The sequence below is a fragment of the Micromonospora sp. WMMD736 genome, assembly GCF_049179015.1.
Lineage (GTDB): Bacteria > Actinomycetota > Actinomycetes > Mycobacteriales > Micromonosporaceae > Micromonospora.
On the sequence record NZ_JBMHMI010000001.1, the window covers coordinates 1,242,007 to 1,263,322 of the forward strand.

23 protein-coding genes are annotated in these 21,316 nt (G+C 73.0%); 10 read left to right on the forward strand and 13 right to left on the reverse strand.

Translation table 11 applies throughout. The features are described from left to right. Positions 1 to 7: 7 nt before the first annotated feature. Positions 8 to 604: a helix-turn-helix domain-containing protein gene (locus ACN269_RS05495; RefSeq protein WP_421471343.1), complete on the reverse strand. Its 597-nt coding sequence runs from the start codon at positions 602 to 604 to the stop codon at positions 8 to 10. A 75-nt stretch (positions 605 to 679) separates the two neighbouring features. Here ACN269_RS05495 and ACN269_RS05500 point away from each other — a divergent pair, with 75 nt between their 5' ends. From ACN269_RS05500 to ACN269_RS05515, 4 genes are all read left to right on the forward strand, one after another. Continuing rightward, positions 680 to 2,242, forward strand: a complete 1,563-nt coding sequence (locus ACN269_RS05500) for an FAD-dependent oxidoreductase (protein WP_421471344.1) — start codon at positions 680 to 682, stop codon at positions 2,240 to 2,242. 197 nt (positions 2,243 to 2,439) lie between these two features. Then, entirely contained in the window at positions 2,440 to 4,164 is a 1,725-nt protein-coding gene (locus tag ACN269_RS05505) for a hypothetical protein (protein WP_421471345.1), read from the forward strand. Between the two features lie 109 nt (positions 4,165 to 4,273). Next, positions 4,274 to 5,035, forward strand: a complete 762-nt coding sequence (locus tag ACN269_RS05510; protein ID WP_421471346.1) for a methyltransferase domain-containing protein — start codon at positions 4,274 to 4,276, stop codon at positions 5,033 to 5,035. Positions 5,036 to 5,182: 147 nt separating this feature from the next. Continuing rightward, the gene (locus tag ACN269_RS05515) at positions 5,183 to 6,577 is read left to right on the forward strand and encodes a dihydrolipoyl dehydrogenase family protein (RefSeq protein WP_421471347.1); all 1,395 of its coding nucleotides are present in this window, start codon (positions 5,183 to 5,185) and stop codon (positions 6,575 to 6,577) included. 7 nt (positions 6,578 to 6,584) lie between these two features. On the opposite strand, the gene ACN269_RS05520 is transcribed toward ACN269_RS05515, so the two are convergent. From ACN269_RS05520 to ACN269_RS05530, 3 genes are all read right to left on the reverse strand, one after another. After that, positions 6,585 to 7,352: a nucleotidyltransferase domain-containing protein gene (locus ACN269_RS05520; RefSeq protein ID WP_421471348.1), complete on the reverse strand. Its 768-nt coding sequence runs from the start codon at positions 7,350 to 7,352 to the stop codon at positions 6,585 to 6,587. Between the two features lie 193 nt (positions 7,353 to 7,545). Further along, on the reverse strand, positions 7,546 to 8,901 hold the full coding sequence (locus tag ACN269_RS05525) for a hypothetical protein (protein WP_421471349.1): 1,356 nt from the start codon (positions 8,899 to 8,901) through the stop codon (positions 7,546 to 7,548). Positions 8,902 to 8,907: 6 nt separating this feature from the next. After that, the gene (locus ACN269_RS05530) at positions 8,908 to 9,384 is read right to left on the reverse strand and encodes a hypothetical protein (RefSeq protein ID WP_421471350.1); all 477 of its coding nucleotides are present in this window, start codon (positions 9,382 to 9,384) and stop codon (positions 8,908 to 8,910) included. A gap of 135 nt (positions 9,385 to 9,519) precedes the next feature. On the opposite strand from ACN269_RS05530, the gene ACN269_RS05535 reads away from it, so the two are divergent. After that, complete coding sequence (locus tag ACN269_RS05535) at positions 9,520 to 10,320, forward strand: copper resistance protein CopC (RefSeq protein WP_421471351.1); 801 nt, start codon at positions 9,520 to 9,522, stop codon at positions 10,318 to 10,320. Positions 10,321 to 10,337: 17 nt separating this feature from the next. Here the strand turns inward: ACN269_RS05535 and ACN269_RS05540 are convergent, their stop codons facing one another. Next, positions 10,338 to 10,724 carry a DUF2267 domain-containing protein gene (locus tag ACN269_RS05540; RefSeq protein ID WP_421471352.1) on the reverse strand — a complete coding sequence of 129 codons (387 nt, stop codon included), beginning with the start codon at positions 10,722 to 10,724 and terminating at the stop codon, positions 10,338 to 10,340. Between the two features lie 121 nt (positions 10,725 to 10,845). Here ACN269_RS05540 and ACN269_RS05545 point away from each other — a divergent pair, with 121 nt between their 5' ends. The 4 genes from ACN269_RS05545 to ACN269_RS05560 all read left to right on the forward strand — a co-directional run bounded on the left by ACN269_RS05545 (position 10,846) and on the right by ACN269_RS05560 (position 12,994). Beyond that, a complete protein-coding gene (locus ACN269_RS05545) occupies positions 10,846 to 11,238 on the forward strand; it encodes a nuclear transport factor 2 family protein (RefSeq protein WP_421471353.1) in 393 nt (130 codons plus the stop codon). A 31-nt stretch (positions 11,239 to 11,269) separates the two neighbouring features. After that, a complete protein-coding gene (locus ACN269_RS05550) occupies positions 11,270 to 12,106 on the forward strand; it encodes an SDR family NAD(P)-dependent oxidoreductase (RefSeq protein ID WP_421471354.1) in 837 nt (278 codons plus the stop codon). 130 nt (positions 12,107 to 12,236) lie between these two features. Next, positions 12,237 to 12,569, forward strand: coding sequence for an STAS domain-containing protein (locus tag ACN269_RS05555; RefSeq protein WP_421471355.1), 333 nt, complete (start codon positions 12,237 to 12,239; stop codon positions 12,567 to 12,569). A gap of 29 nt (positions 12,570 to 12,598) precedes the next feature. Continuing rightward, positions 12,599 to 12,994: an ATP-binding protein gene (locus tag ACN269_RS05560; protein WP_421471356.1), complete on the forward strand. Its 396-nt coding sequence runs from the start codon at positions 12,599 to 12,601 to the stop codon at positions 12,992 to 12,994. 12 nt (positions 12,995 to 13,006) lie between these two features. Here the strand turns inward: ACN269_RS05560 and ACN269_RS05565 are convergent, their stop codons facing one another. Together ACN269_RS05565 and ACN269_RS05570 are read right to left on the reverse strand one after the other, a co-directional pair. Next, a complete protein-coding gene (locus ACN269_RS05565; protein ID WP_421471357.1) occupies positions 13,007 to 14,554 on the reverse strand; it encodes a PP2C family protein-serine/threonine phosphatase in 1,548 nt (515 codons plus the stop codon). 29 nt (positions 14,555 to 14,583) lie between these two features. Further along, a complete protein-coding gene (locus tag ACN269_RS05570) occupies positions 14,584 to 15,333 on the reverse strand; it encodes an alpha/beta fold hydrolase (protein WP_421471358.1) in 750 nt (249 codons plus the stop codon). Between the two features lie 95 nt (positions 15,334 to 15,428). Here ACN269_RS05570 and ACN269_RS05575 point away from each other — a divergent pair, with 95 nt between their 5' ends. Further along, positions 15,429 to 15,806 carry a nuclear transport factor 2 family protein gene (locus ACN269_RS05575; protein ID WP_421471359.1) on the forward strand — a complete coding sequence of 126 codons (378 nt, stop codon included), beginning with the start codon at positions 15,429 to 15,431 and terminating at the stop codon, positions 15,804 to 15,806. 7 nt (positions 15,807 to 15,813) lie between these two features. Here the strand turns inward: ACN269_RS05575 and ACN269_RS05580 are convergent, their stop codons facing one another. Genes ACN269_RS05580 through urtA form a run of 6 tightly spaced genes read right to left on the reverse strand, consistent with a single transcriptional unit; the run spans position 15,814 to position 21,200 of the window. Beyond that, entirely contained in the window at positions 15,814 to 16,284 is a 471-nt protein-coding gene (locus tag ACN269_RS05580; protein ID WP_421471360.1) for a molybdenum cofactor biosysynthesis protein, read from the reverse strand. A gap of 57 nt (positions 16,285 to 16,341) precedes the next feature. Continuing rightward, positions 16,342 to 17,034: an urea ABC transporter ATP-binding subunit UrtE gene (urtE, locus tag ACN269_RS05585; protein ID WP_091427612.1), complete on the reverse strand. Its 693-nt coding sequence runs from the start codon at positions 17,032 to 17,034 to the stop codon at positions 16,342 to 16,344. Beyond that, positions 17,034 to 17,810 (reverse strand): urea ABC transporter ATP-binding protein UrtD, encoded by a 777-nt coding sequence (gene urtD, locus ACN269_RS05590; protein ID WP_421471361.1) that lies wholly within the window; start codon positions 17,808 to 17,810, stop codon positions 17,034 to 17,036. The genes urtE and urtD overlap by 1 nt, the downstream gene beginning before the upstream one ends. Continuing rightward, positions 17,807 to 18,994, reverse strand: a complete 1,188-nt coding sequence (urtC, locus tag ACN269_RS05595) for an urea ABC transporter permease subunit UrtC (protein ID WP_421471362.1) — start codon at positions 18,992 to 18,994, stop codon at positions 17,807 to 17,809. The genes urtD and urtC overlap by 4 nt, the downstream gene beginning before the upstream one ends. Next, entirely contained in the window at positions 18,991 to 19,977 is a 987-nt protein-coding gene (gene urtB / locus ACN269_RS05600; protein WP_421471363.1) for an urea ABC transporter permease subunit UrtB, read from the reverse strand. The genes urtC and urtB overlap by 4 nt, the downstream gene beginning before the upstream one ends. Beyond that, complete coding sequence (gene urtA, locus ACN269_RS05605) at positions 19,956 to 21,200, reverse strand: urea ABC transporter substrate-binding protein (protein ID WP_421471364.1); 1,245 nt, start codon at positions 21,198 to 21,200, stop codon at positions 19,956 to 19,958. The genes urtB and urtA overlap by 22 nt, the downstream gene beginning before the upstream one ends. Positions 21,201 to 21,316: the final 116 nt, after the last annotated feature.

The following is a 21,316-nucleotide window of genomic DNA, read 5'->3' on the forward strand; positions in this document are numbered from 1 at the left end:
GGACCGTTCAGTCGGTCCGGTCGGACGCGATGGGGCGGGCGCGGACGTGCAGCCGCTCTCCCTGCGGCCCGAAGAGGCTGAGCGCCTCGGCGGTGCCGGGCCCGGGATTGAAGAAGAGGTGCGGGATGCGGGTGTCGAACTCGGCCACCTCCCCGGGCGTCAGGATCAGGTCACGGTCACCGAGCACCAGGCGCAGCCGGCCCGAGAGCACGTACAGCCACTCGTACCCCTCGTGGACCTGCGGACTCCGTCCCCCGGCGGTCGGGTCCGGCGGGAAGATCTGCTTGAACGCCTGTAGGCCGCCCGGGCGGCGGGTCAGCGGCAGGTGCGTCACGCCGTGTTTCACGATCGGCTTGGGGCGTACCCGGGGGTCGCCGGTGGCCGGGGCGTCCACCAACTCGTCCAGCGCGACCTGGTAGGCCCGGGCCAGCGGCAGCAGCAGCTCCAGGGTGGGTTTGCGGCTGCCGGACTCCAGCCGGGACAGGGTGCTCACCGAGATGCCGGTCAGGTCGGCGAGCTGGGTCAGCGTGGTGTCGCGCTGCTGGCGCAGGGCGCGCAGCCGGGGCCCGACGGCGGCCAGCGCGGCGGTGTCCTCGTTTGCCATAACGGCAACGATACTTGCCATCTCGGCGACGACGACGGATGGTGGGCTCAGCCGACTCAAGAGGGGGACTTTCCGGTGGACGAGACGTACGACGTGGTGGTCGTGGGCGGTGGCGCGGCCGGGCTCAGCGGCGCTCTGGCGCTGAGCCGGGCACGGCGCTCGGTCCTGGTGGTCGACTCGGGCGAGCCGCGCAACGCGCCCGCCGACCACGTACACAACTACCTGGGCCGGGAGGGGACCCCGCCGGCCGAACTGGTCGCCGCCGGACGCGCCGAGGTGGCCGGGTACGGCGGGCAGTTCCGCGCCGGCCGGGTCCGGACCGCGACAAGGGAGGACGACGGCTTCCGGCTCACCCTGGACGACGGCGACGCGGTGCGGGCCCGCCGCCTCCTGGTGGCCACCGGGCTCACCGACGAGCTGCCCGACGTGCCCGGGGTGGCGCAGCGGTGGGGCCGTGACGTGCTGCACTGCCCGTACTGCCACGGCTGGGAGGTACGGGACCGGCGGATCGGCATCCTGGCGACCGGACCGATGGCCGTGCACCAGGCCGAGATGTGGCGACAGTGGACATCCGAGGTGCTGCTCCTGCTGCACGACGCGCCGACCCCGGACGAGGAGACGGCCGAACGGCTCGCCGCCCGGGGCATCGCGGTGGTACCCGGCCCGATCGCCGCGCTGGAGGTGACCGGAGACGCCGTCAGCGGTGTCCGGCTCGCCGACGGCCGCGTCGTGGCGCTCGACGTCGTCGTGGTCGCCACCCGTACGTCGCCCCGCGCCGACCTGCTCGTGGGGCTGGGCCTCGCCCCCGAGGAGGTGACGATGGGCGGGCACGTCGTAGGCACCCAGATCCCCGCCGACGCCACCGGCGCGACGACCGTGCCGGGCGTCTGGGTGGCCGGCAACGTGGCCGACCTGCGTGGTCAGGTCATCACGTCCGCCGCCGCCGGGCTGATGGCCGGGGCCGCGATCAACGCCGACCTCATCGCCGAGGAGACCCGGGACGCGGTGACCGCGTACCGGCAGTTGGTCGCCACGACCTTCGAGGAACCGGCCTGGGAGGAGCGGTACCAGTCGAAGCCGGCGGTGTGGAGTGGCCGCCCGAACCCGCAGCTGGTCGCCGAGACCGCCGACCTCAGCCCCGGGCGGGCGCTGGACGTGGGCAGCGGTGAGGGCGCCGACGCGGTGTGGCTGGCCGAGCGGGGCTGGCAGGTCACGGCGGTGGACATCTCGACCACCGCCCTGGGCCGGGCCGCCGAGCACGCCGAGGCCGCCGGGGTCGGTCACCGGATCGAGTTCACCCACGCCGACCTGCGCGACAAGCCGCCCGCCGAGGAGGCGTACGACCTGGTGACGGCGCAGTACATGCACCTGCCCCCGGTGCAGCGGCGGAAGTTGTTCGCCCACCTCGCCGCCGCGGTGGCCCCGGGCGGCGTCCTGCTGATCGTGGGTCACCACCCGATGGACCTGTGGACGTCGAGTCACCGCCTGCACATGCCGGACATGATGTACACCGCCGAAGACGTCGCCGCCGACCTCGACCCCACCCACTGGGACGTGCAAACCACCGAAACCCGCCCCCGCCCCGGCCCTCACGGCGTCGAGCACCACGACGCGGTCCTGGTGGCCCGCCGCCGCTGAGCCGCACCGCACCGTCGATCATGGAGTCGTGGTGGGTGACAAGAGTCGCCAATCAGGGCCTTCCGGGCACCACGACTCCATGATCGGCGAATGAGGGGTGCGTGCCTTCGCACCGGGGTGGGCGCGGCGGTAGCGTTGCGCCACACTCACGGCCGCAGGGCGGTTGACCTTGCGCCCGACCGTACGGAGGATGGTGCATGTCCATCGGCGCTGAGCCGCTCGCGACACGCGACGATGCGGCCTCGCGGCCGAGCTTCGAGCTCGCCCTGCGCGGCTACGACAAACGCCAGGTGGACCGGCACCTGGAGCAGCTCGACGGGCAGATCGCCATGCTCAGCAGCGAGCACGGGCGGTCGGCGGTGCGGGTACGTGAGCTGACCGCCGAGGTGCAGCGGCTACGGGCCGAGCTGGCCGAGATGCACGAGCAGCCGGTGCAGGTGGACCGCGCCTCGTTCCAGGATCTGGGCCCGATGGTGGGCGAGATACTGACCCTCGCCGAGAAGCAGGCCGCTCTCATCACCGAGTCGGCCACCGATCGGGCCAACGAGTTGCGCACCGAGGCGGAGCGGATCCTCGCCGACACCCGTGAGCGGGCCGCGCAGGCGCGACAGGACCTCTCCGAGGAGTTGGCCACCCGACGCAGCGAGCAGGAGCAGGCGTACGAGGAGCGCCGCGCCGTGGCGGAGGCCGAGTTGACGGCGATCCGGGAACGCGCCGAGCAGCTGCGCGCCGACGGTGAGGCCGCGCACGAACGTGCCCAGCACGAGGCGAAGCGCATCACCGAGCAGAGCGCGCAGCAGCTCAACCAGACCCGGGTGGCCGCCGACGCGCTGATGAAGTCGGCGCGTACGCAGATCCAGCAGGAGGTCCAGGCGGCCCGCGCCAAGAACCAGCAGGAGATGGCGCAGTGGCAGGCCGGCGTGGAGCGCGAGATCGCCGAGCGGCGCACCGCCGCCGAGCAGGAGATCGCCGAGTTGCAGGCGGCCTCGCAGGAGGAGTTGGCCGAGCAGCGCAGCTCCACCGAGCAGCAGATCGCCGCGCTGCTCGCCGAGGCGCAGCAGCACGTGACCGAGCTGCGGAACCGGGCCGACGAGCAGGCCGCCAGCCACCAGGAGCAGTTGACCGCGCTCCAGCAGGAGATCGAGGAGCGCCGGGAGGAGTCGGCCCAACTGCACGCCGAGTTGGAGACCGCCCAGCAGCAGCTCGCCGAGGTCCGGCAGGAGGGTGAGACCCTGGAGAACGAGCTGTCCCGGATGCAGCAACGGCTGAGCGAGGTGCGCCGGGACCTGACCGCCGAGGCGACCCGGCTGGACGAGGCCCGACGGGCCGGCGACTCCGCCGAGCGGCACGCGAAGGAGGTCCGTGCCCGGGTGCAGCGGGAGGCGAAGCGGGTGGCCGACCTGGCCGCCGCCGCCGTGATGGCCGCCGCCGCCGGTGGCACCGAGACGGCCGAGTACCCGATGGTCGGTCCACGGTCGACCTCGTCCCGGGCCGGTGTCGAGGTGCTCTCCGTCGACCCGCCCGAGAGCGACAGCGTCGAGGCTGACGCCGACGAGCGCGCCGGTGGCACCGAACCCGCCGGGCAGGCGCGCGCCGACCGTGTCGACGCGGACCTGGACGGGGACGACGAGGCCGCTGCGGACCAGGCCGCACGCCGCGGGAACCATGCCGCCGCCCACGACGGGGGCCGCGCCGACGAGACGTACGCCGATGCCGCGCACCCCGATGGTGGCCGGGCCGAGGACGAGCGCCCGGAGGGGACGCCCGTGCGGTACCCGATCGCGCTGCCCGATCCGGCGGCCACGTCGGGGACGCCCACCCCGCAACCCGAGCCGATCTTCACCCGCCCCGACCCACCGACGCCCGTGCCGTTCCTGGCCTTCGGGCAACCGGTCAGCGACAACGGCACCGCCCGGCACTGATCCGGGCAGCTGTCGACCGGGCCCGGGGCGCGTGCGCCCCGGGCCCACCTTCACCGGATCCACGCACCGGCTGCACCACACGCCCACGATCCGGTGGTGAGATGGGCGGATGAGCCAGCTCACGAGTGTGGACCGGATCGCGTACCTGGACACGGCCGCCGCCACCCCGATCGGACGCGACTACAAGAGGCGTGCCGTCGACGCTCTCGACCTGCGGCCGGGGCACACCGTGGTGGACGTCGGCTGCGGGCCGGGCACCGACCTGGGGCGGTTGGCCGACGTGGTCCGGGCCGACGGCCTGGTGGTCGGCGTCGACCGTGACCCGATGATGCTCGCGGAGGCGGGCCGCCGGGCGGCCGACCGGCCGGGTATCGACCTGCGCCTGGGCGACGCCCACGCGCTCCCGTTGGACGACACCAGCGTGGACCGGGCCCGGATCGATCGCGTCCTGATGCACGTGCAGGATCCCGCGGCGGTGTTGGCGGAGGTTCGCCGGGTGCTGCGCCCCACGGGTGTGCTCGTGGCGACCGAGCCGGACTGGGACACCCTGGCCGTCGCCGACGAGGACGTGGCGACGAGCCGCCGCTTCGTCCGGTTCGTGGCGGGACGGGTCCGGCATCCGACCATCGGGCGGGAGCTGGTCCGGTTGTCGACGCGGGCGGGCCTGCGGGTCCGATCGGTCGAGGCGATCGCCGTCGTCTTCGAGGATTTCGACACGGCCGATCGGATCCTGGGGCTGCGGCGCAACTCCGCCCGTGCCGTGGCGGCCGGCGAGATGGCCGACCGGGAGGTCCGGCCGTGGCTTCGCCGTCTCACCGACGGTCCACTGCTGGCGAGCGTCACCCTCTACCTGGTCACGGCCGAGGCCTGAGACCAACGGTCGCCCTGGTACGCCACCTGCGTTCGCCGGGAACCGCCCCGGACGTCCCGTTGAAGCTGGCAGGCTGGGTTGGCCGACCCGCACCGACGACCGCCGGCCTCGCCGGCGACGAGCCCCCGTGGCCGCGAAGGAGCGCCCGTGACCGACCAACCGGAGGACTTCGACCTGCTCGTCGTGGGCGGCGGCAAGGCCGGCAAGACGCTGAGCATGGACCTGGCGCGCTCCGGACGCCGGGTGGCGATGGTGGAGCGCGGCATGATCGGCGGGAGCTGCATCAACGTCGCGTGCATCCCCACCAAGGCGCTGGTGACGAGCGCGCGGGCGGCACACCAGCTGAGGCAGGCCGCCGCGCTCGGCCTCGCGGTCGAGGGTGGCCGGGTCGACGTGGACCTGCTGCGGGCGCACAAGCAGGACGTCGTCGAGGGTATGGTCGCCGCGAACCGGCAGCAGTTCCTCGACTCGGGTCTGCACCTGGTGATCGGCTCGGCCCGGTTCGTGGCCGCCCGGACCGTACGGGTGGCGCTGGCCGACGGGGGTGAACGACTGCTGCGGGGCGCCGACGTGGTCATCAACACGGGTACCCGCCCGCACCTGCCGTCCGTGCCCGGGATGGCCGAGGCCGGGGTGCTGACCAGCAACGACCTGCTTCGGCTGGATCGACTGCCGGCACGGCTGGTGGTGCTCGGCGGCGGCACCGTCGGGGTCGAGTTCGCGCAGATGTTCGCCTCGTTCGGCAGCGCGGTGACGGTGATCGAGGGCGGCCCGCAACTGCTCAGCCGCGAGGACCCCGACGTGGCCGACGCGCTGATGCGGGTCTTCCTCGCCGACGGTATCGACGTGCGCGTCGGCGTGGCCGTCGCCCGGGTCGACCGCGACCCGGACGGGACGCTCCGGGTCGCCCTCGACGACGGCAGCGTGGTGACCGGTGACGAGGTCCTGGTGGCGGCCGGTCGGGCGCCGGTCACCGACGGGCTCGGGCTGGACGTGGTTGGTGTGCGGCTCGACGAGCGTGGCTTCGTGCAGGTCGACGAGTACCTGCGCACCAGCGCCGAGCGGACGTGGGCGGCCGGGGACGTCGCGGGTAGCCCGCAGTTCACGCACGTGTCGCTCGACGACTACCGGATCATCAGGGCGAACCTGGCCGGCGAGCGGCGCAGCACGTCGGGGCGGCTCATCCCGTACACCGTCTTCACCACCCCGGAGCTGGCGCGGGTCGGTCTCAGCGAGAGCGACGCGCGCCGCGCCGGATACGACGTCGAGGTGGCCCACCTGCCCGTCGCCGCGATCCCCCGCGCCCGCACCCTGCGCGAGACCCGGGGCATGTGGAAGGCGGTGATCGACACCCGCACCGACCTGATCCTGGGCGCGGCGCTGCTCGGCCCGGAGGCGGGTGAGGTGATCACCTCGGTGCAGTTGGCCATGCTCGCGCGGATGCCGTGGACCGCGCTGCGGGACGCGATCATCACGCATCCGACCATGGCCGAGGGCCTGAACCTGCTCTTCGCGTCGCTCCAGACCCGACCGGTGCGCTGAGCACGGGTCAGCCGGCGATCTCGGCGCGTACCCGTTGCTGGAAGGCGCGGGCCGCGGAGCCGGTGGGCGGTGGACCGCCGTGCCGGGCGGCGATCGCCCGGCGGACGACCTCGGCGGGATCGCCGGTGTCGACGAGCCGCTGACCGGCGGCCAGCTTGGACAGCCAGACGCCGTCGCGGTGCCGCACCAGCGACCGGCAGGCGCCGAGCACGGCGTCCTCGGCGCCGGGCGCGGGCCGGTCGTCCGGCGGCGTCGGCAGGGTCAGCCACCAGGTCAGCGCCTCGACCAGCAGGCGCCGCAGGTCGGCCGGGGTGAGGTCGGCGAAGACCTCGGACGCTGGCGGACCGAGCAACGCCAGTCCGCTCTGGCGCAGGATGCTGCGGTCCAGCCCGTACCAGAACCGACCGTCGGCGCTCGGGCGCTCGGCCGGGTCGAGAGTGCGGCGGAACGGCATGGCGCGGCCGGTGTTCAGCTCGACCTCGAACCCGGGTTCGGGGCTGCCGGCCGCGGCCACGGCCCGCTGGTAGACGACCAGTTCGAGCCCGCGCGCCGGACAGGGCAGGGCCTCGTGTCGCAGTCGCGCCACAAGCGTCCGCTTGACGGTGTCGGTGAGCGGGCCGGCGCAGACCAGCGCCACGTCCACGTCGCTGCGGCCGGCCTGGTACGCGCCGAGTCCCACCGAACCGGCCGCGTACGCGCCGACGAGTTCGTCGTCGAGCACGTTCCGGGCGGTGTCCACGAGATCGTCGAGGTAACGCTTCAGAGCGGAGTCCACGCCACCATCCTCGTCTGCGGGCGCGGACGGCGGACTGCCCGGCCGGCGGACACCACGTCGAGCGTGATGCCTGTGCGTCATCTTGATGACTCAGAGGCATCACGCTCAATGCAGCGGGCGGCTCCGGTCCGGCCGGAGCACGGGTCCGCGGGCGGCGGGCAACCAGCGACCGGCTTCGGGTTCTGTCAACGGCCTAACCGGCGTAGAGCAGCAGCAGGCCGGCGACGGTGTAGGCGACCATCAGCGCGAGCAGCGGAAGCTGACCGGCGACCGCCCGCGCCCGGGGGAACAGGTACAGGGCGCGGTCGTGGGCGAGCAGGGTGCCGAGCAGGTGCCCGACCACGATGACGGTGATCTGGAGGTTGGCCACCCCGGACGGGGTCACCAACGCGGTGTGCGGCTCCCAGCCGGCGGTGCCGAAGACGTCCGCGCCGGTGTGGCGGGGGTCGGACAGCAGGGCGAGGGTGCGCTGACCCTCCAGGACCAGCAGCGAGTAGTAGTGCGCCACCACGTAGCCCACCGCGATGGGCACGATCGAGTGCGCGATCTCGCCCGGCACCCGCCGCCCCGCGTCCGCGTCGCCGTCCGTCCGCCCGGTGCGGCCGACGCGGGCCGCGACGCCGGTGGCGGCGAGGTACGCCACCCCGACGGCCCCGATGACCAGGACCAGTCCCGCGCTGCCGGTGATCACCGACGGCAGCCCGTTCTCCTGGGCGAAGCGCAGCCAGGCCGGCGCGTTGGAGAGACTGTCGAACATCGTCGAGCCGAGTAGCACGACCACGACGGCGACCAGCCCGGGGCGGGGCCGCAGCCCGGCGATCCCGTCGAGCGGGTTGCGCCACACCAGCACACCGTCGGCGGCCCGGCCGACCGGAGCGAGGTGGCCGACGAGCGCGCTGTAGACCTCGAACGGGTCGGCCCGGTCGAACCAGCCCGCCCCGAACACCACGGCGCCGGCCAGCAGCACCACGGCGTACCCGACCAGCCACGCGGTGATGACCGGCAGGGTGGCCCGGTCCGGCGCGACCAGTTCGAGCCAGACGAACCCGAAGAGGGTGAGCGCGGCGGGCCAGAGGCCCAGACCGGCCGGCAGGTCACGGATGCCGCGCGCCGGGTCGCGCCGGGCCGCCAGCGCGCCGAGCAAATGCACGGTACGCAGCGGGTTGACCGCCCGCCACACCGGACCGAACAGCAGCGAGACGGGCACCAGGCCGACCCAGAGGAGCACGTAGAGCACTCCGGCCGTCGGGTTCTCCGGGGTGTCTGGCCCGGCGAGCAGGCCGACGCAGAACCAGCCGGTGGCGAACAGGCCCAGTGCGCGCAGGACCCACCGGAACGCGGGCGCGTCGACGAGTCGGGCCAGCCGGTCCGGCACCGGCCGACCACCTGAGGCGTCCCGGTCCAGGCGTGGCTCGCGCCAGAGCACGCCCAGCGCGACGAACGTGACGACCAGGGTGAGGGCGGCGGCCACGACGAGTTCGTTCAGCGTGATCGGAAGGTCCTGACGGCCGCCGACGCCGTGCGCCAGCAGCGTGGGTGCGGCGGACATCGGAGGTCAGCGGACGACGAGCTGGAACAGCACCAGCTCGGTCTCGTGCGTCTCGACCTCGAACAGCCCGGTCTTGTCGGCCCGGAACTCCACTGAGCCCGGGGTGCCGGCCGGGAGGCGGGCGCCCAGGTCGTAGCCGTGCACGTGCAGCTCGTCGGCCACGTCCGAGGTGACGGTGATCCGGACCGACTGGCCCTTGGTCACGGTCACCCGGCCGGTCGGCGGGGTGATCCGTCGCTTGGCGATGGTCACGGTGATCTCCCGGTCGACGGCGGGGGTGCTGGCCGCGGGGGTGGGAGTGGGGCTGTCGGCCGTGCTCGGCTCGGCCGAGGTGGTCGGCGCGGCGGCGGATGTCGGGGCCGCGGAGGGAGCGGCCACGGACGGGTCGTCGTCCTGGCCGCAGCCCGTGGCGAGCACGGCGGTGAGCAGACCGGTGACCAGCAGGACGGCGGAGCGGGCGGTGGGCGAACCGGGGACGGACACGGGTGGACTCCGAACGACGCGGGGGGACGGGGTGTCGAGGTGATCGTCGGAGGGTGAACTCTACGTCTTGTTCGGCGGCGGGGAAATGACCATGATGAACGAATGCGATCGAGGCTGGTCACTGTCGGTAATGTCGTGCGTCGCGCCCTGGCGGTGCTGGCCGCGCTGGTGGTCGCGTCGCTGGCGCTGCCCGCCGCCCCGGCGTCCGCGCACGGCCAGTTGGCGACCTCCACCCCGCTGACCGGCACCGTGGTACGCCAGCCCCTCGAGCGGGTCGGGCTGTACTTCACCGAGAAGCCGGCCACCAACGCGCACTTCACCCTCACCGGGCCAAACGGGTCGCGGGTGGACAGCGGCTGGTCGTACGGCGAGCCGAAACGCCTGGACAAGCCGGTCCAGGAGTACTTCATGGTCAACGGCACCTTCGAGCCGCGGCTGTACCACACGGGCTTCCCCGCGATGGTGGCCGTCGCGCACTGGCCGGCGAAGGGCCGCTACACCGCCAGTTACCTCACGGTCGCGTCGGACGGTGAGGCGGTACGCGGCACCGTCACCTTCGACTACCAGGGGCCGAGCACGGCGGCCCCGGCCGGTTGGACGGCGCCGACGAACGGCCCCGATCCCGCCCTGCTGGCCCAGGCCGAGGGCACCGCGTCCGCGTCCGCCGTGCCAGCCGCGACACTCGACCCGGCGGTCACGCCCCCCGCCGTGACGCCGGCCCCCGCGAAGGAAGGCGGGCTCCCGCCGTGGGTGGTCCCCGCCGTCATCGTCGCCGTCGTGGGCACACTGATCGTCGTGGCGGCCCGCCGTCGCCCGGCGGCACGGCCCGCGGCGGGTGCGGCCCGCCAACGCGGCGGCGCTCCCCGCCCGCGCAGCGGCACCGCGCAACCGCGTGGCGGAACGAACCGCCGTCCGGCTCGTCGCGGCCGCCGCTGACGCATCAGGCGCGTCGGTCAGGGGCCGTGCGGCAGCGGCTGCGCCAGGGCCCGCAGATCCGCCGGGAGTTGGGCCAGGGCGTCGGAGAACTCCCGGTGCCCGACCACCCGGTGCATCGTCTCCAGGACCGCCCGTACGCCCCGCTCGGCTTCGGCCCGGTTCGTGCCGGCGCGATCGGCGACGCGGCGCAGGAACTCGTCGTACCCGAATGTCTCGGGCGGTTCGGCGGCCTTGACCAGCAGCGGACTCAGCTCGTCGGCCACGTGTGGGGCGAGCGCGGTGGCCTCTCCCCCGCTGAGGCGCTCGGTGAGCGTCCGCAGCACGGCCTCGGTCAGCGGGCGTGCCTCGGCCGGCGGAATACCCGCCCGTGCCGCCACCTTGTCGACGAACGCCAGTTCGGCCATGGATCCGCCCCTTCCGTCGCCGGGACGCGTGGCTACCCGGGCCGGGCGGCGACAAACCCGCAGGGCGCCCCGGCGGCGGTTCTGCCGGTTGCGCCGCGCCCCACCCGCCGGGTCTCGTACCGTGAGGTCGGACCGGACCACGGTGGCCGCCCGACGGCGGCCCGGGCCGCAGGAGGAGCAGATGGCGGTCGAGCTGCCCGACGTGATCGACCGGTACTTCCAGGCCGTCGACGAGCGGGACGTGGACGCCTTCGTCGCCTGCTTCGCGGACACCGCGAGCGTGGCCGACGAGGACCGGCTGTACGACGGCCGACCGTCCATCCGCTCCTGGCGGGAGCGCACGATGGCGGAGTACGCGTACACCGCCGAACCGGTACGGGTCACGCCCCAGGCCGGCGACTCCTACCTGGTTCTCACGCGGGTGTCGGGCGACTTCGCGGGCAGTCCGGTCGAGCTGCGGTACCGGTTCACCCTGCGCGACGGTCTGATCGGCGCCCTGGACATCCGCCCGTAGCGACCGCGCCCACCCGTCAGGAGGAGATGTCGTGCCGCGAGTCTGGCTCGTCACCGGCTGTTCGCGAGGGCTCGGTCGGGCGCTCGCCGAGGCGGTGCTGGCCGACGCGGACCAGCTCGTCGCCACCGCCCGCAACCCCGCGCAGCTGGCCGACCTCATCGACCGGTACGGCGACCAGGTCCGGGCGATCGCGCTCGACGTCACCGATCCGGCCGCCGCCCGGGCGGCCGTACGCGCGGCGGTGGACGCGTTCGGCGCGCTGGACGTCCTGGTCAACAACGCCGGGTACGCCGACGTCGGCGCGATCGAGGACATGTCCGAGGACGCCTTCCGGGCGCAGATCGAGGCCAACTTCTTCGGGGTGGTCAACCTGACCCGCGCCGCCCTGCCGGTGCTGCGGGAGCAGGGGCGCGGGCACGTCGTGCAGATCTCCAGCGTGGGCGACCGGGTCGCCAGCACCGGCCTGGGCGCGTACCAGTCCGCCAAGTGGGCGGTAGCCGGCTTCTCGGCGGTGCTCGCCACCGAGGTCGCCTCGTTCGGAATCCGGATCACCACGGTCGAGCCGGGCGCGCTGCGCACCGACTGGGCGGGCACGTCGATGAGCATGTTGCCGACCACCGAGCCGTACCGGCCGGTGATCGAGCCGGTCGTCGAGCGGATGCGCCGCACCAGCGGCAACCAGCCGGGCGATCCCGCGAAGGCGGCGCGGGCGATCATCGAGATCACGCTCGTCGAGGACCCACCCGCACGGCTGCTCCTGGGCGCCGACGCCGTGGCGGCCGCCGCGACGGTCGCTCAGGCGCTCGCCGCGTCGGACGCGCGGTGGCGTGAGCTGAGCGAGTCCGTCGCGTTCGACACGGGGTCCTGACCCGTCCGCCCTCGCACAATGGACCGCGTCTTCTTGATCAACCGCCGAACGGAGGACACGGCCGAACGGCCACCGGGTGACATGATGTCCGGACAACGGCCGACGCGACGAGAAAGGGTGCTGCTGTCCGATGGCGCACTTCGAGGCCCGCACGTCCACGGCACCCGGGCGGATCGTGGTCACGCTGACCGGTGAGTGCGACCTGGCGGCCCAGCCGGAGCTGACGACCGTGCTGTCCGCGGCGGTACACGCCGCCAACGTGGTGGTGGTCGACGTCGGCGGGCTGCGGTTCCTCGACTCCACCGGCCTGCACGGCCTGGTGACCGCCCACCAGGCGGCCCGCGCCGACGGCCGGCACCTGTACGCGGTCAACGCCTCCGGCCCGGTCGCGGCCGTCCTCGACATCACCGGCGTGGGGACCCTGCTGCGTCCGCCCGCCGACGACCCGTGGTTGGCGGGCTGATGGCGGCCGACCGACCCAAGGCTCACGCCGTGGCCGAGGAGCCGCCGTCCGCCCCGCGCACCGACACGATGACGTACGAGGTGGCGGCCGACCTACGCGCGGTGCGCGCGTTCGTCTGCCAGGGCGGCACGGCGCGGGGCCTGCCGGCCGAGCGGGTGGAGTTGCTGGCGCTCGCGGTCAGCGAGCTGGCGACCAACACGTTGCAGCACACCACCGGCGGCGGCCGGATCCGCCTCTGGGCTGAGGGTGACCAGGTCTTCTGCGACGTCGTCGACCAGGGGCCGGCGCGGGCGCTCGGCCGGGAAATGCCCGCCGCGAACGCGGTACGCGGTCGTGGGTTGGCCATCGTCGAGCAGATCTGCGACGAGGTACGGGTGTTCTCCGCCGGTGCGGGCACGGTGGTCCGGATCCGGCTGTCGCGGTGAGCCGGGCGCGGGTCAGGGCAGCACGCGCACGGCCAGGGTGCACGTGTCGTCGTCCGGACTGGGGTGGTGCAGCAGATTCCGCAGCCGGGCGAGGGTCTGCTCCCCTGGCGTCGCGCTGAGCGCGGACAGGGTGGCGCGTACCTGCCGGAGCCGGTCCTGCTCGGGCTCCCGGCGCTCGACCAGACCGTCGGTGTAGAACAGCACGAGGTCGTCGGGGCGCAGTCGCGGGGTGAGCACCGGGTACGTCGAGTCGGCGACCGCGCCCAGCAGCAGACCCGGTGGGCATTCGAGCGGGTCGGTCCGACCGGCGCGGGCCAGCAGCGGGGCCATGTGCCCGGCCCGACCCCAGCAGAGCGCCCGGGTGGCGGGGTCGTACACGGCGACCACGGCGGTGGCGGTGATCGAGAGCTGGCCGCAGAGCCGGTTGAGGTGCCCGAGCAGCACCGACGGGTCCCCGATGCCGATCGACAGCCAGGACACCAGGGCGAAGCGCAGGTGGGCCATCCCGCTCGCCGCGTCCAGGCCGTGACCGGCGACGTCGCCGACGGCGAGCACGACCGTGCCGTCCGGCAGGGCCTGCGCGTGGTACCAGTCACCGCCGACCTGGGCCGTGCTCTCGGCCGGCAGGTAGTTGACCACCGCCTCGATGCCGGGCAGGGCGAACGTATCGCGGGGTACGGGCTGGATGAGGTTCTGCAACTGCCCGGCGAGCCGGTGCTCGGCCAGCGCGGTCATCTCCCGCGTCCGCAACTGGTCGTTGAGCCGTTCGATGGCCGTGCGCGAGTCGACCCGGGCGGTCACGTCCTGCACCACGGCGTGGATCTTCAACGGCACGCCGTCCGCGTCCCGGGACACGTCGGAGAGGATCCGCAGGTGCCGCACCCCGCCGGTGGTCTGGAACCGGACCGTCACGTCGGAGGACTCCCCGCCCTCCAATGTCTGCCACGCCGCCTCGCGCAGCATGTGGTCGTCGGGGAGCAGGGCGGCGGTCTGCTCGGCGCGGGACATCGGCCCGAGGGCGGGATCCCGCTCGAAGATGCGGTACATGCCGGGTGACCACTGGCTCACCCCGCTGGCCAGGTCGTACTCGGCCCAGCCGAGGCTGCCCAGCAGTTCGGTGCGGTCCAGGCGGCGGCGGTCCTCGTCGAGCCGCTGCCACGACACCAGCAGGCCGCCGAGGACGCGGTGCACCTCGACGTCGAACAGCGAGTCGGCGACCACGCCGGCGGTACGCTTCTCCGCGTACCGGAAGTCGGCCAGGCGGCCGGACGACCCGGTGCTGAAGACCCGTTCGTAGAGCTGCCAGAGCGGCCCGCCGACCATGCTGGGGTACAACTCGCTGAGGCAGGCGCCGACCCGGTCGACACCCCGACCGTAGATGTCGTGGCTCTGCCCGCTGGTCGCCGCGATCCGCCAGTCGGCGACGGCCCGCCGGTCGTCGGGCACCGGCACCAGCCAGGTGCACCCGGCCGGGACCACCGCGAGGATCTCCCGGACGACCGCTTCGACCGGTCGCCTCGCGTCGACGGCGTGCGTGCCCGGACGGTCCTGGTCCGCCATGGCACGAAGCCTAGTGGCAGCGCCCGCGGCTAGCCCATGGTGGCGCGGGCGGCGGTGTCGATGAGGTCGGCGACCGGGCCGGGTTGCGAGACCGCCACGGCGTGCGACGCGTCGACCTCGACCACTGTGGACCCGGCCCGCTGGGCCAGGAAGCGTTGCAGCTCCGGCGGGATGCCCTGGTCCTGGGTGCTGATCAGGGTCCACGACGGGATGCTCTTCCAGGCCGCCTTCTGCACGGACCCGGTCTGGGCCTGCTCGGAGGCCGGTCGCTGCGTGACCGCCATCAGCTCGGCGACCTCGGGGTCGACGTCGGCGGCGAACACGGCTGGGAACCGGTCCTGCTTGATGTACTGGTCCATGGCCGTTCCACCGCCGGGCAGCGGGAAGGGCACCATCTTCACGGACGTGACGAGCTGACTGCCGGGATACTTCGTGACCAGGTCGACCACGCTCTCGCCGACGTCCGGGCTGACGCTGGCGACGTACACCAGGGCCTTGACGTTCGCGGCACCGTCCGCGGCCTCGGTGATCACCAGTCCGCCGTACGAGTGCGCGACCATCACGACCGGACCGTCGACGCTGTCCACCACGGAGCGGGCGTAGGCCGCGTCCTCCTGCACACCGCGCAGCGGGTTGGCGACGGCGATGGCCGGGTAGCCCCGGCGCTTGAGGTTGGCGATCACCCCGTTCCAGCTCGACGAGTCGGCGAAGGCCCCGTGCACGAGCACCACGGTGGGCAGCCCGGCCTGCTGGCCGGGCGGGTCGGAAGCAGCGCTCATTCGACGTCACCGTCGAGATAGTCCGGCATAAGCCTATTATCCCTCGCAAGAAGACTTCCGTTGACGATTCGCGCGACAGTCAGGAGGACGGCACCATGCCGGACAGCGCACGTGAGGCGGAGCTGCTCGACGCCGAACGCACCCTGCAGGCCGCCCAGCGGGCCGGTGACGTCGCGGCCCTGGACCAGCTGCTGGTCGATCAACTGATCGCGATCGGCCCCGACGGCCGTAAGCACGCCAAGGCGGAGGACCTCGCCGCGCACCGGGAGCGGACCTCGGTCGTCGAGGACCTCGTCGAGGAGGAGTTGGACCTGCTCGTCGTCGGCACGACCGGCGTGACGTTCTGCCTGGCCCGGGTGGCCGGGGTGTTCGACGGCGCGCCGTTCACCGCCCGCCTGCGCTACACCCGCACCTGGGTGCACGACGACCCCCACGGGTGGCGCGTCCTCGCCGCGCACATCAGCCAGGTCTGAGCGCCGGTCAGCTCACGGTGGCGGTCAGCGGGCCGACGCGCAGCACCCCGTCGTGCAGGGGCGTGCAACGGACGCCGCCCGTGGTCCGCAGCGCCTTCCAGGCGCCCGGACCGACGGTGACGTCCATCCAGGCGCAGGGGCGCGCGGCCCGGTTCACCCGCAGGCCGACCGGGCCGTCGCCGGAGTCCAGGACCAGCACCCGGCCGATCAGCTCGTCCACCGCGAGGCCGGTGGTGAGGATGTTGCGACGCACCTGCGCCAGCCCGATGCCGGCCGGCAACGACTCCTGGGCGATCACCGTGACGCTGGCGTCGCGGTGCGCCGGCTTGCCGAAGTAGCGGTCGCCGACGATACCGAGACCGGCCCGGATCTCGACGGTGTCGACCAGCTCGCCGGGTGGCGCGGGCGCCGGGCCGTCGCTGGGTCGGCCCAGGAAACGGTGCACGGGCGAGGCCAGCAACTCGACGATCTGCGCCATGGCAGGGATTCTACGAACCGGAGCGTGCCGCCCGGCCACGCTCCGCCGAAGGTCACGTCAGACCGCCAGGGCCGCGCGCACCTCCCGCTCTGCCGTGACTCCCCCGTCGCCGTGCGAGGTGACCCGGCCGGATTCGAGAACGTGGTAGCGGTTCGCCACCCGCAGCGCGAACCCGAGGTGTTGCTCGACCAGCAGCACGCTGAAGCCGGACTGCCGGGTCAGCTCGACGATCCGCTCCTGGATCTCGGCGACCACCGACGGCTGGATGCCCTCGGTCGGCTCGTCGAGCATGAGCAGCCGCGGTCGGGTGATCAACGCGCGGGCGATGGCGAGCTGCTGGCGTTGGCCGCCGGAGAGCAGCCCCGCCCGCCGCCGCAGCAGCGGGCGCAGCGCCGGAAACAGATCCAGCACCTCCGCCGTGGCCACCGCGCCGTCACGCCGTCCGTCGGCGACCAGGCGCAGGTTCTCCGCCGCCGTCAGGTGCGGGAAGCACTGCTGACCCTGCGGCACGTACGCCATCCCGCGCGCCACCCGCTCGTGCGGCGCGAGCCGGGTGACGTCCTCGCCGTCCAGCTCGACCGTGCCGGCGGTCGGGCGCAGCAGGCCCGCCGCGACCCGCAGCAGGGTGCTCTTGCCGGCGCCGTTGTGCCCGAGCACCGCGGCCACCCCGTCGGGCGGGACGGCGAGGTCCACCCCGTGCAGCACCCGGGAACGTCCGTAACCGGCGTGCACCCCACGCAGGGTCAGCATCATGCCTCCAGACCGGTGGAGACCGACCCGGCGTCGACCGGGTGGCCAAGGTAGACCTCCTGCACGCGCGGGTCCGCCTGGACCTGCGCCACGGTGCCCTCGCTGAGCACCTTCCCCGCGTGCAGCACGGTGACGCTGCGCGCGAACCGACGCAGGAAGTCCATGTCGTGCTCGATCACCACGACCGTGCGGTCGCGGCTCACCGCCTCCAACAGGGCGCCGGTGGCGTCGCGCTCCTCGTGGCTCATCCCGGCGACCGGCTCGTCGAGCAGCAGTAGCCGCGCGTCCTGCACCAGCAGCATGCCGATCTCCAACCACTGCTTCTGACCGTGCGCGAGCGTGCCGGCGAGCTGGTCGGCCCGGCCGGTCAGCCCGATGGTGTCCAGCGCGGCGGCCACCTCGTCGGGGATGCCACGCCGACGCCGGGCCAGGGTGGCCCAGCTCCGCCGCGCGCCGGCCGCGATGTCGAGGTTCTGCACGACCGACAGCTCCTCGAAGATCGTCGACGTCTGGAACGTCCGTCCGACGCCGAGGCGGCTGATCCGGTGCACCGGGCGACCCAGCAGCTCCTGGTCGCCGAAGCGGACCGAGCCGGTGGCCCGCACCAGGCCGGTGATCGCGTCCACCAGGGTGGTCTTGCCCGCGCCGTTCGGCCCGATCAGGAATCGGATGTCCCCGGCGGGGACCTCCAGCGAGACGCCGTCGACCGCGGTGAAACCGTCGAAGCTGACCCGCACGTCACGGACGGACAACCCGTCCAGCCGGTCCTCACTCATGGAGCCGCCACCTCCGCCCGCTCCGCGCGTCGCCGACCCAGCGCCGACCACCAGCTCCGCCGCGCCGCGGGGTCCGCGTCGCGGCGGCGGGCCAGCGCCCACAGCGACGCCAGGCCGCCGGGCAGGAACGCCACCACCACCACGAAGAGCAACCCTTGCAGGTACGTCCAGGTGCCCGGGAAGCGTTCGGAGAGGGCGGTACGCGCCCAGGCCACCGCGACCGCGCCGAGTACCGGACCGAGCAGCGTGGCCCGGCCGCCCACCGCGACCCCGATGACGAACTCGATCGACGGCACGATGCCGATCAGGGCGGGCGAGATGATGCCCACCGCCGGCACGAACAGCGCGCCGGCCAGGCCCGCCATGCCGGCCGCGACCACGTAGGCGACGAGCTTGACCGACGCCGGGTCGTAGCCGAGGAAACGGACCCGCTCCTCGCTGTCGCGCACCGCCACCAGCAGCTCGCCGTAGCGGCTGTGCATGAGCTGGCGGGCCAGGGCGAGCAGCGCCAGCAGGACGCCGGCGATGATGAAGTAGACCATCCGCTGGTTGACCGGGTCGTCCAGGTCGTACCCGAAGAAGCCCTGGATGTCGGTGAGCCCGTTGGTGCCGCCCGTGGTCCCCTGCTGACCGATCAGCAGGATCACCATGGCGGCGGCGAGGGCCTGGCTGAGGATGGCGAAGTACGCGCCGCGCACGCGACGGCGGAACACCAGCGAGCCGAGTCCGAACGCGACGGCCATCGGCAGCAGCACCGTGGCGGGCAGCGCGAACCACGCGCTGGCGAACGGCCGCCACCACACGGGCAGTTCGTCGAGCTGCCCGTACAACTGCATGAAGTCGGGCATCCCACCGGGACCCGCGTCGGCGAGCTTGAGGTGCATGGCCATCGCGTAGCCGCCGAGGCCGAAGAAGACGCCCTGCCCGAGGGTGAGCATGCCGCCCCGACCCCAGGCGATGCCGATGCCGACGGCCACCATGGCGACGCAGAGGTACTTGGCGAGCAGGGCCAGCCGGAAGTCCGACAGCGCCAGCGGCGCGACGGCGAACAGCAGCGCCGCGCCGAACGCGAAGCCGGCCAGCGTACGCAGCCGCGAGCGACCACCGGGCCGCTTCGGTGGCGGGGCGTCGGCCGGGGCCGCTGTGCTGACGGTGCTCGGCGGCGCTGGTGTCACGGCGGTCATGCGAGGCTCCTGGTCCGCAGGGTGAACAGGCCCTGTGGCCGCCACTGGAGGAACGCGACGATCGCCACGAAGACGATCACCTTGGCGACGCTGAGGGTGGTGAGGTACTCCCCGGTGGCCTGGAGCACGCCGAGGGCGAAGGCGACGATCACACTGCCCTTGAGCTGGCCGATCCCGCCGACCACGACGACCAGGAAGGCGTCGATGATCAGGTTGGTGCCCATGGTCGGGCCGATCGGGCCGAGCAGGGTGAGCGCCACCCCGGCGAGCCCGGCCAGGCCGGAGCCGATGAAGAACGTCGTCCGGTCGACCCGGGCGGTGGGGATGCCGGACACCGCGGCGAGGTCGCGGTTCTGCACCACCGCGCGGATCCGACGCCCCAACGGGGTGAGCCGCAGCGCCAGGGTGAGCGCGGCGACAGCGGCCAGCGCCAGGGCCAGGATGAACAGCCGGTTGTTGGCGACGGTCAGCCCGCCGGGCAACGCCACGTTGCCGGTGAGCAGGTCCGGCGCGCGGGTCTGCACGTTGGGGCTGCCGAAGACGTCCCGGGCGAGCTGTTGCAGCATCAGGGACACGCCCCAGGTGACCAGCAGGGTGTCCAGCGGGCGGGCATAGAGCCGGCGGATCAGCAGGATCTCCAGCAGCACACCCATCGTGCCGGCGACCACGAACGCCACCGGCAACGCCACCAGCAGGGAGACTCCGGCGCCGGTGATGCTCTGTTGCAGCACGTACGTGGTGTAGGCGCCGGCCATGATGAACTCGCCGTGGGCCATGTTGATGACGTTCATCTGGCCGAAGGTCAGCGCGAGCCCGAGCGCGATGAGCAGCAGCACCGCGCCGATGCTGATGCCGGTGAAGAGTTGACCGAAGAGGACTGTCACGGTGGGTACTCCGTACTGCTGGTCGGGGGGCCCGGGCAGGGCGCGCGTCGTCGCGTCACCCGCCCGGGCCGGCGTCGTCAGCTCAGGCCGCTCGCCCACGGGTAGGTCTTGAGGTACGGGTCCGGTGCGACCGGCTTGCCGGAGTTCCACACCTCGGTGATCAGGCCGTCCGCGCCGATCTTGCCGATGCGGGCGGTCTTGGCGATGTGCTGGGTCTTGCCGTCGACGGTGACCAGGCCCTCCGGCGCGTCGAAGGTGATCCCGTCGGAGGCGGCGCGGACCTTCTCGACGTCGAACGCGCCGGCCTTCTCGACCATCGCCTTCCACAGGTAGACGCTGACGTAGGCGGCCTCCATCGGGTCGCTCGTCGGCTTGTCCGCGCCGTACTTCGCCTTGTACGCGGCCACGAACTTGCTGTTCGCCGCGCCGGGCGTGGTCTGGTAGTAGTTCCAGGCGGTGAGCTGACCCTCCAGGTACTGGGTGCCGATGCCCTTGACCTCCTCCTCGGCGATGGACACCGACACCACCGGCATGGCGGTGGCGGTCAGCCCGGCCGACTTGTACTCCTTGAAGAAGGCCACGTTGCTGTCACCGTTGAGGGTGTTGAAGACGGCCTTCGCACCGGAGGACTTGACCTTGTTGACGATCGTGCCGAATTCGGTGGACCCGAGCGGCGCGTAATCCTCGCCGACCACCGTCATCCCGTTCGCCGCCGCGTACGCCTTGATGATTTTGTTGGCCGTCCGGGGGAACACGTAGTCGCTGCCGACCAGGTAGACCGACTTCGTTCCCTGGGCCTTGAGGTAGTCGAGCCCGGGGACGATCTGCTGGTTGGTCGTCGCGCCCGTGTAGAAGATGTAGGGCGACTGTTCCAGCCCCTCGTACTGCACCGGATAGAACAGCAGCGCCTTGTTCTTCTCGAACACCGGCTTGACCGCCTTGCGGCTGGCCGACGTCCAGCAGCCGAAGACGGCGGCGACCCGGTCCTCGGAGATGAGCTTCTCGGCCTTCTCGGCGAAGGTGGGCCAGTCCGAGGCGCCGTCCTCCCCGACCGGCTGGATCTTCTTGCCGAGGACGCCACCGGCCGCGTTGATCTCCTCGACGGCGAGCATGATCGAGTCGCGGACGGTGACCTCGCTGATCGCCATGGTGCCGGAGAGCGAGTTGAGCAGTCCCACCTTGACGGTGTCGCCGGAGACGTCGGCGGTGACGCCGGCCGCGCCGCCCTCGTCACTGGTCTTGCTGCCGCACGCGGTCATGGCGGCCGCGGCGACGAGGGTCATGGCACCCGCCAGGATGCGGCGGCCCCAAAGAAGTGACATCTAATCTCCCTGCGGTGCACTCAAGTAGCGAAAGGACGGTCGGTGCGGTCCGGTGGAGCTGACGTGGGCGATGCCGAGGTCGACGGGTGGACGTCGCCGGTGGTCATCGCATCGGG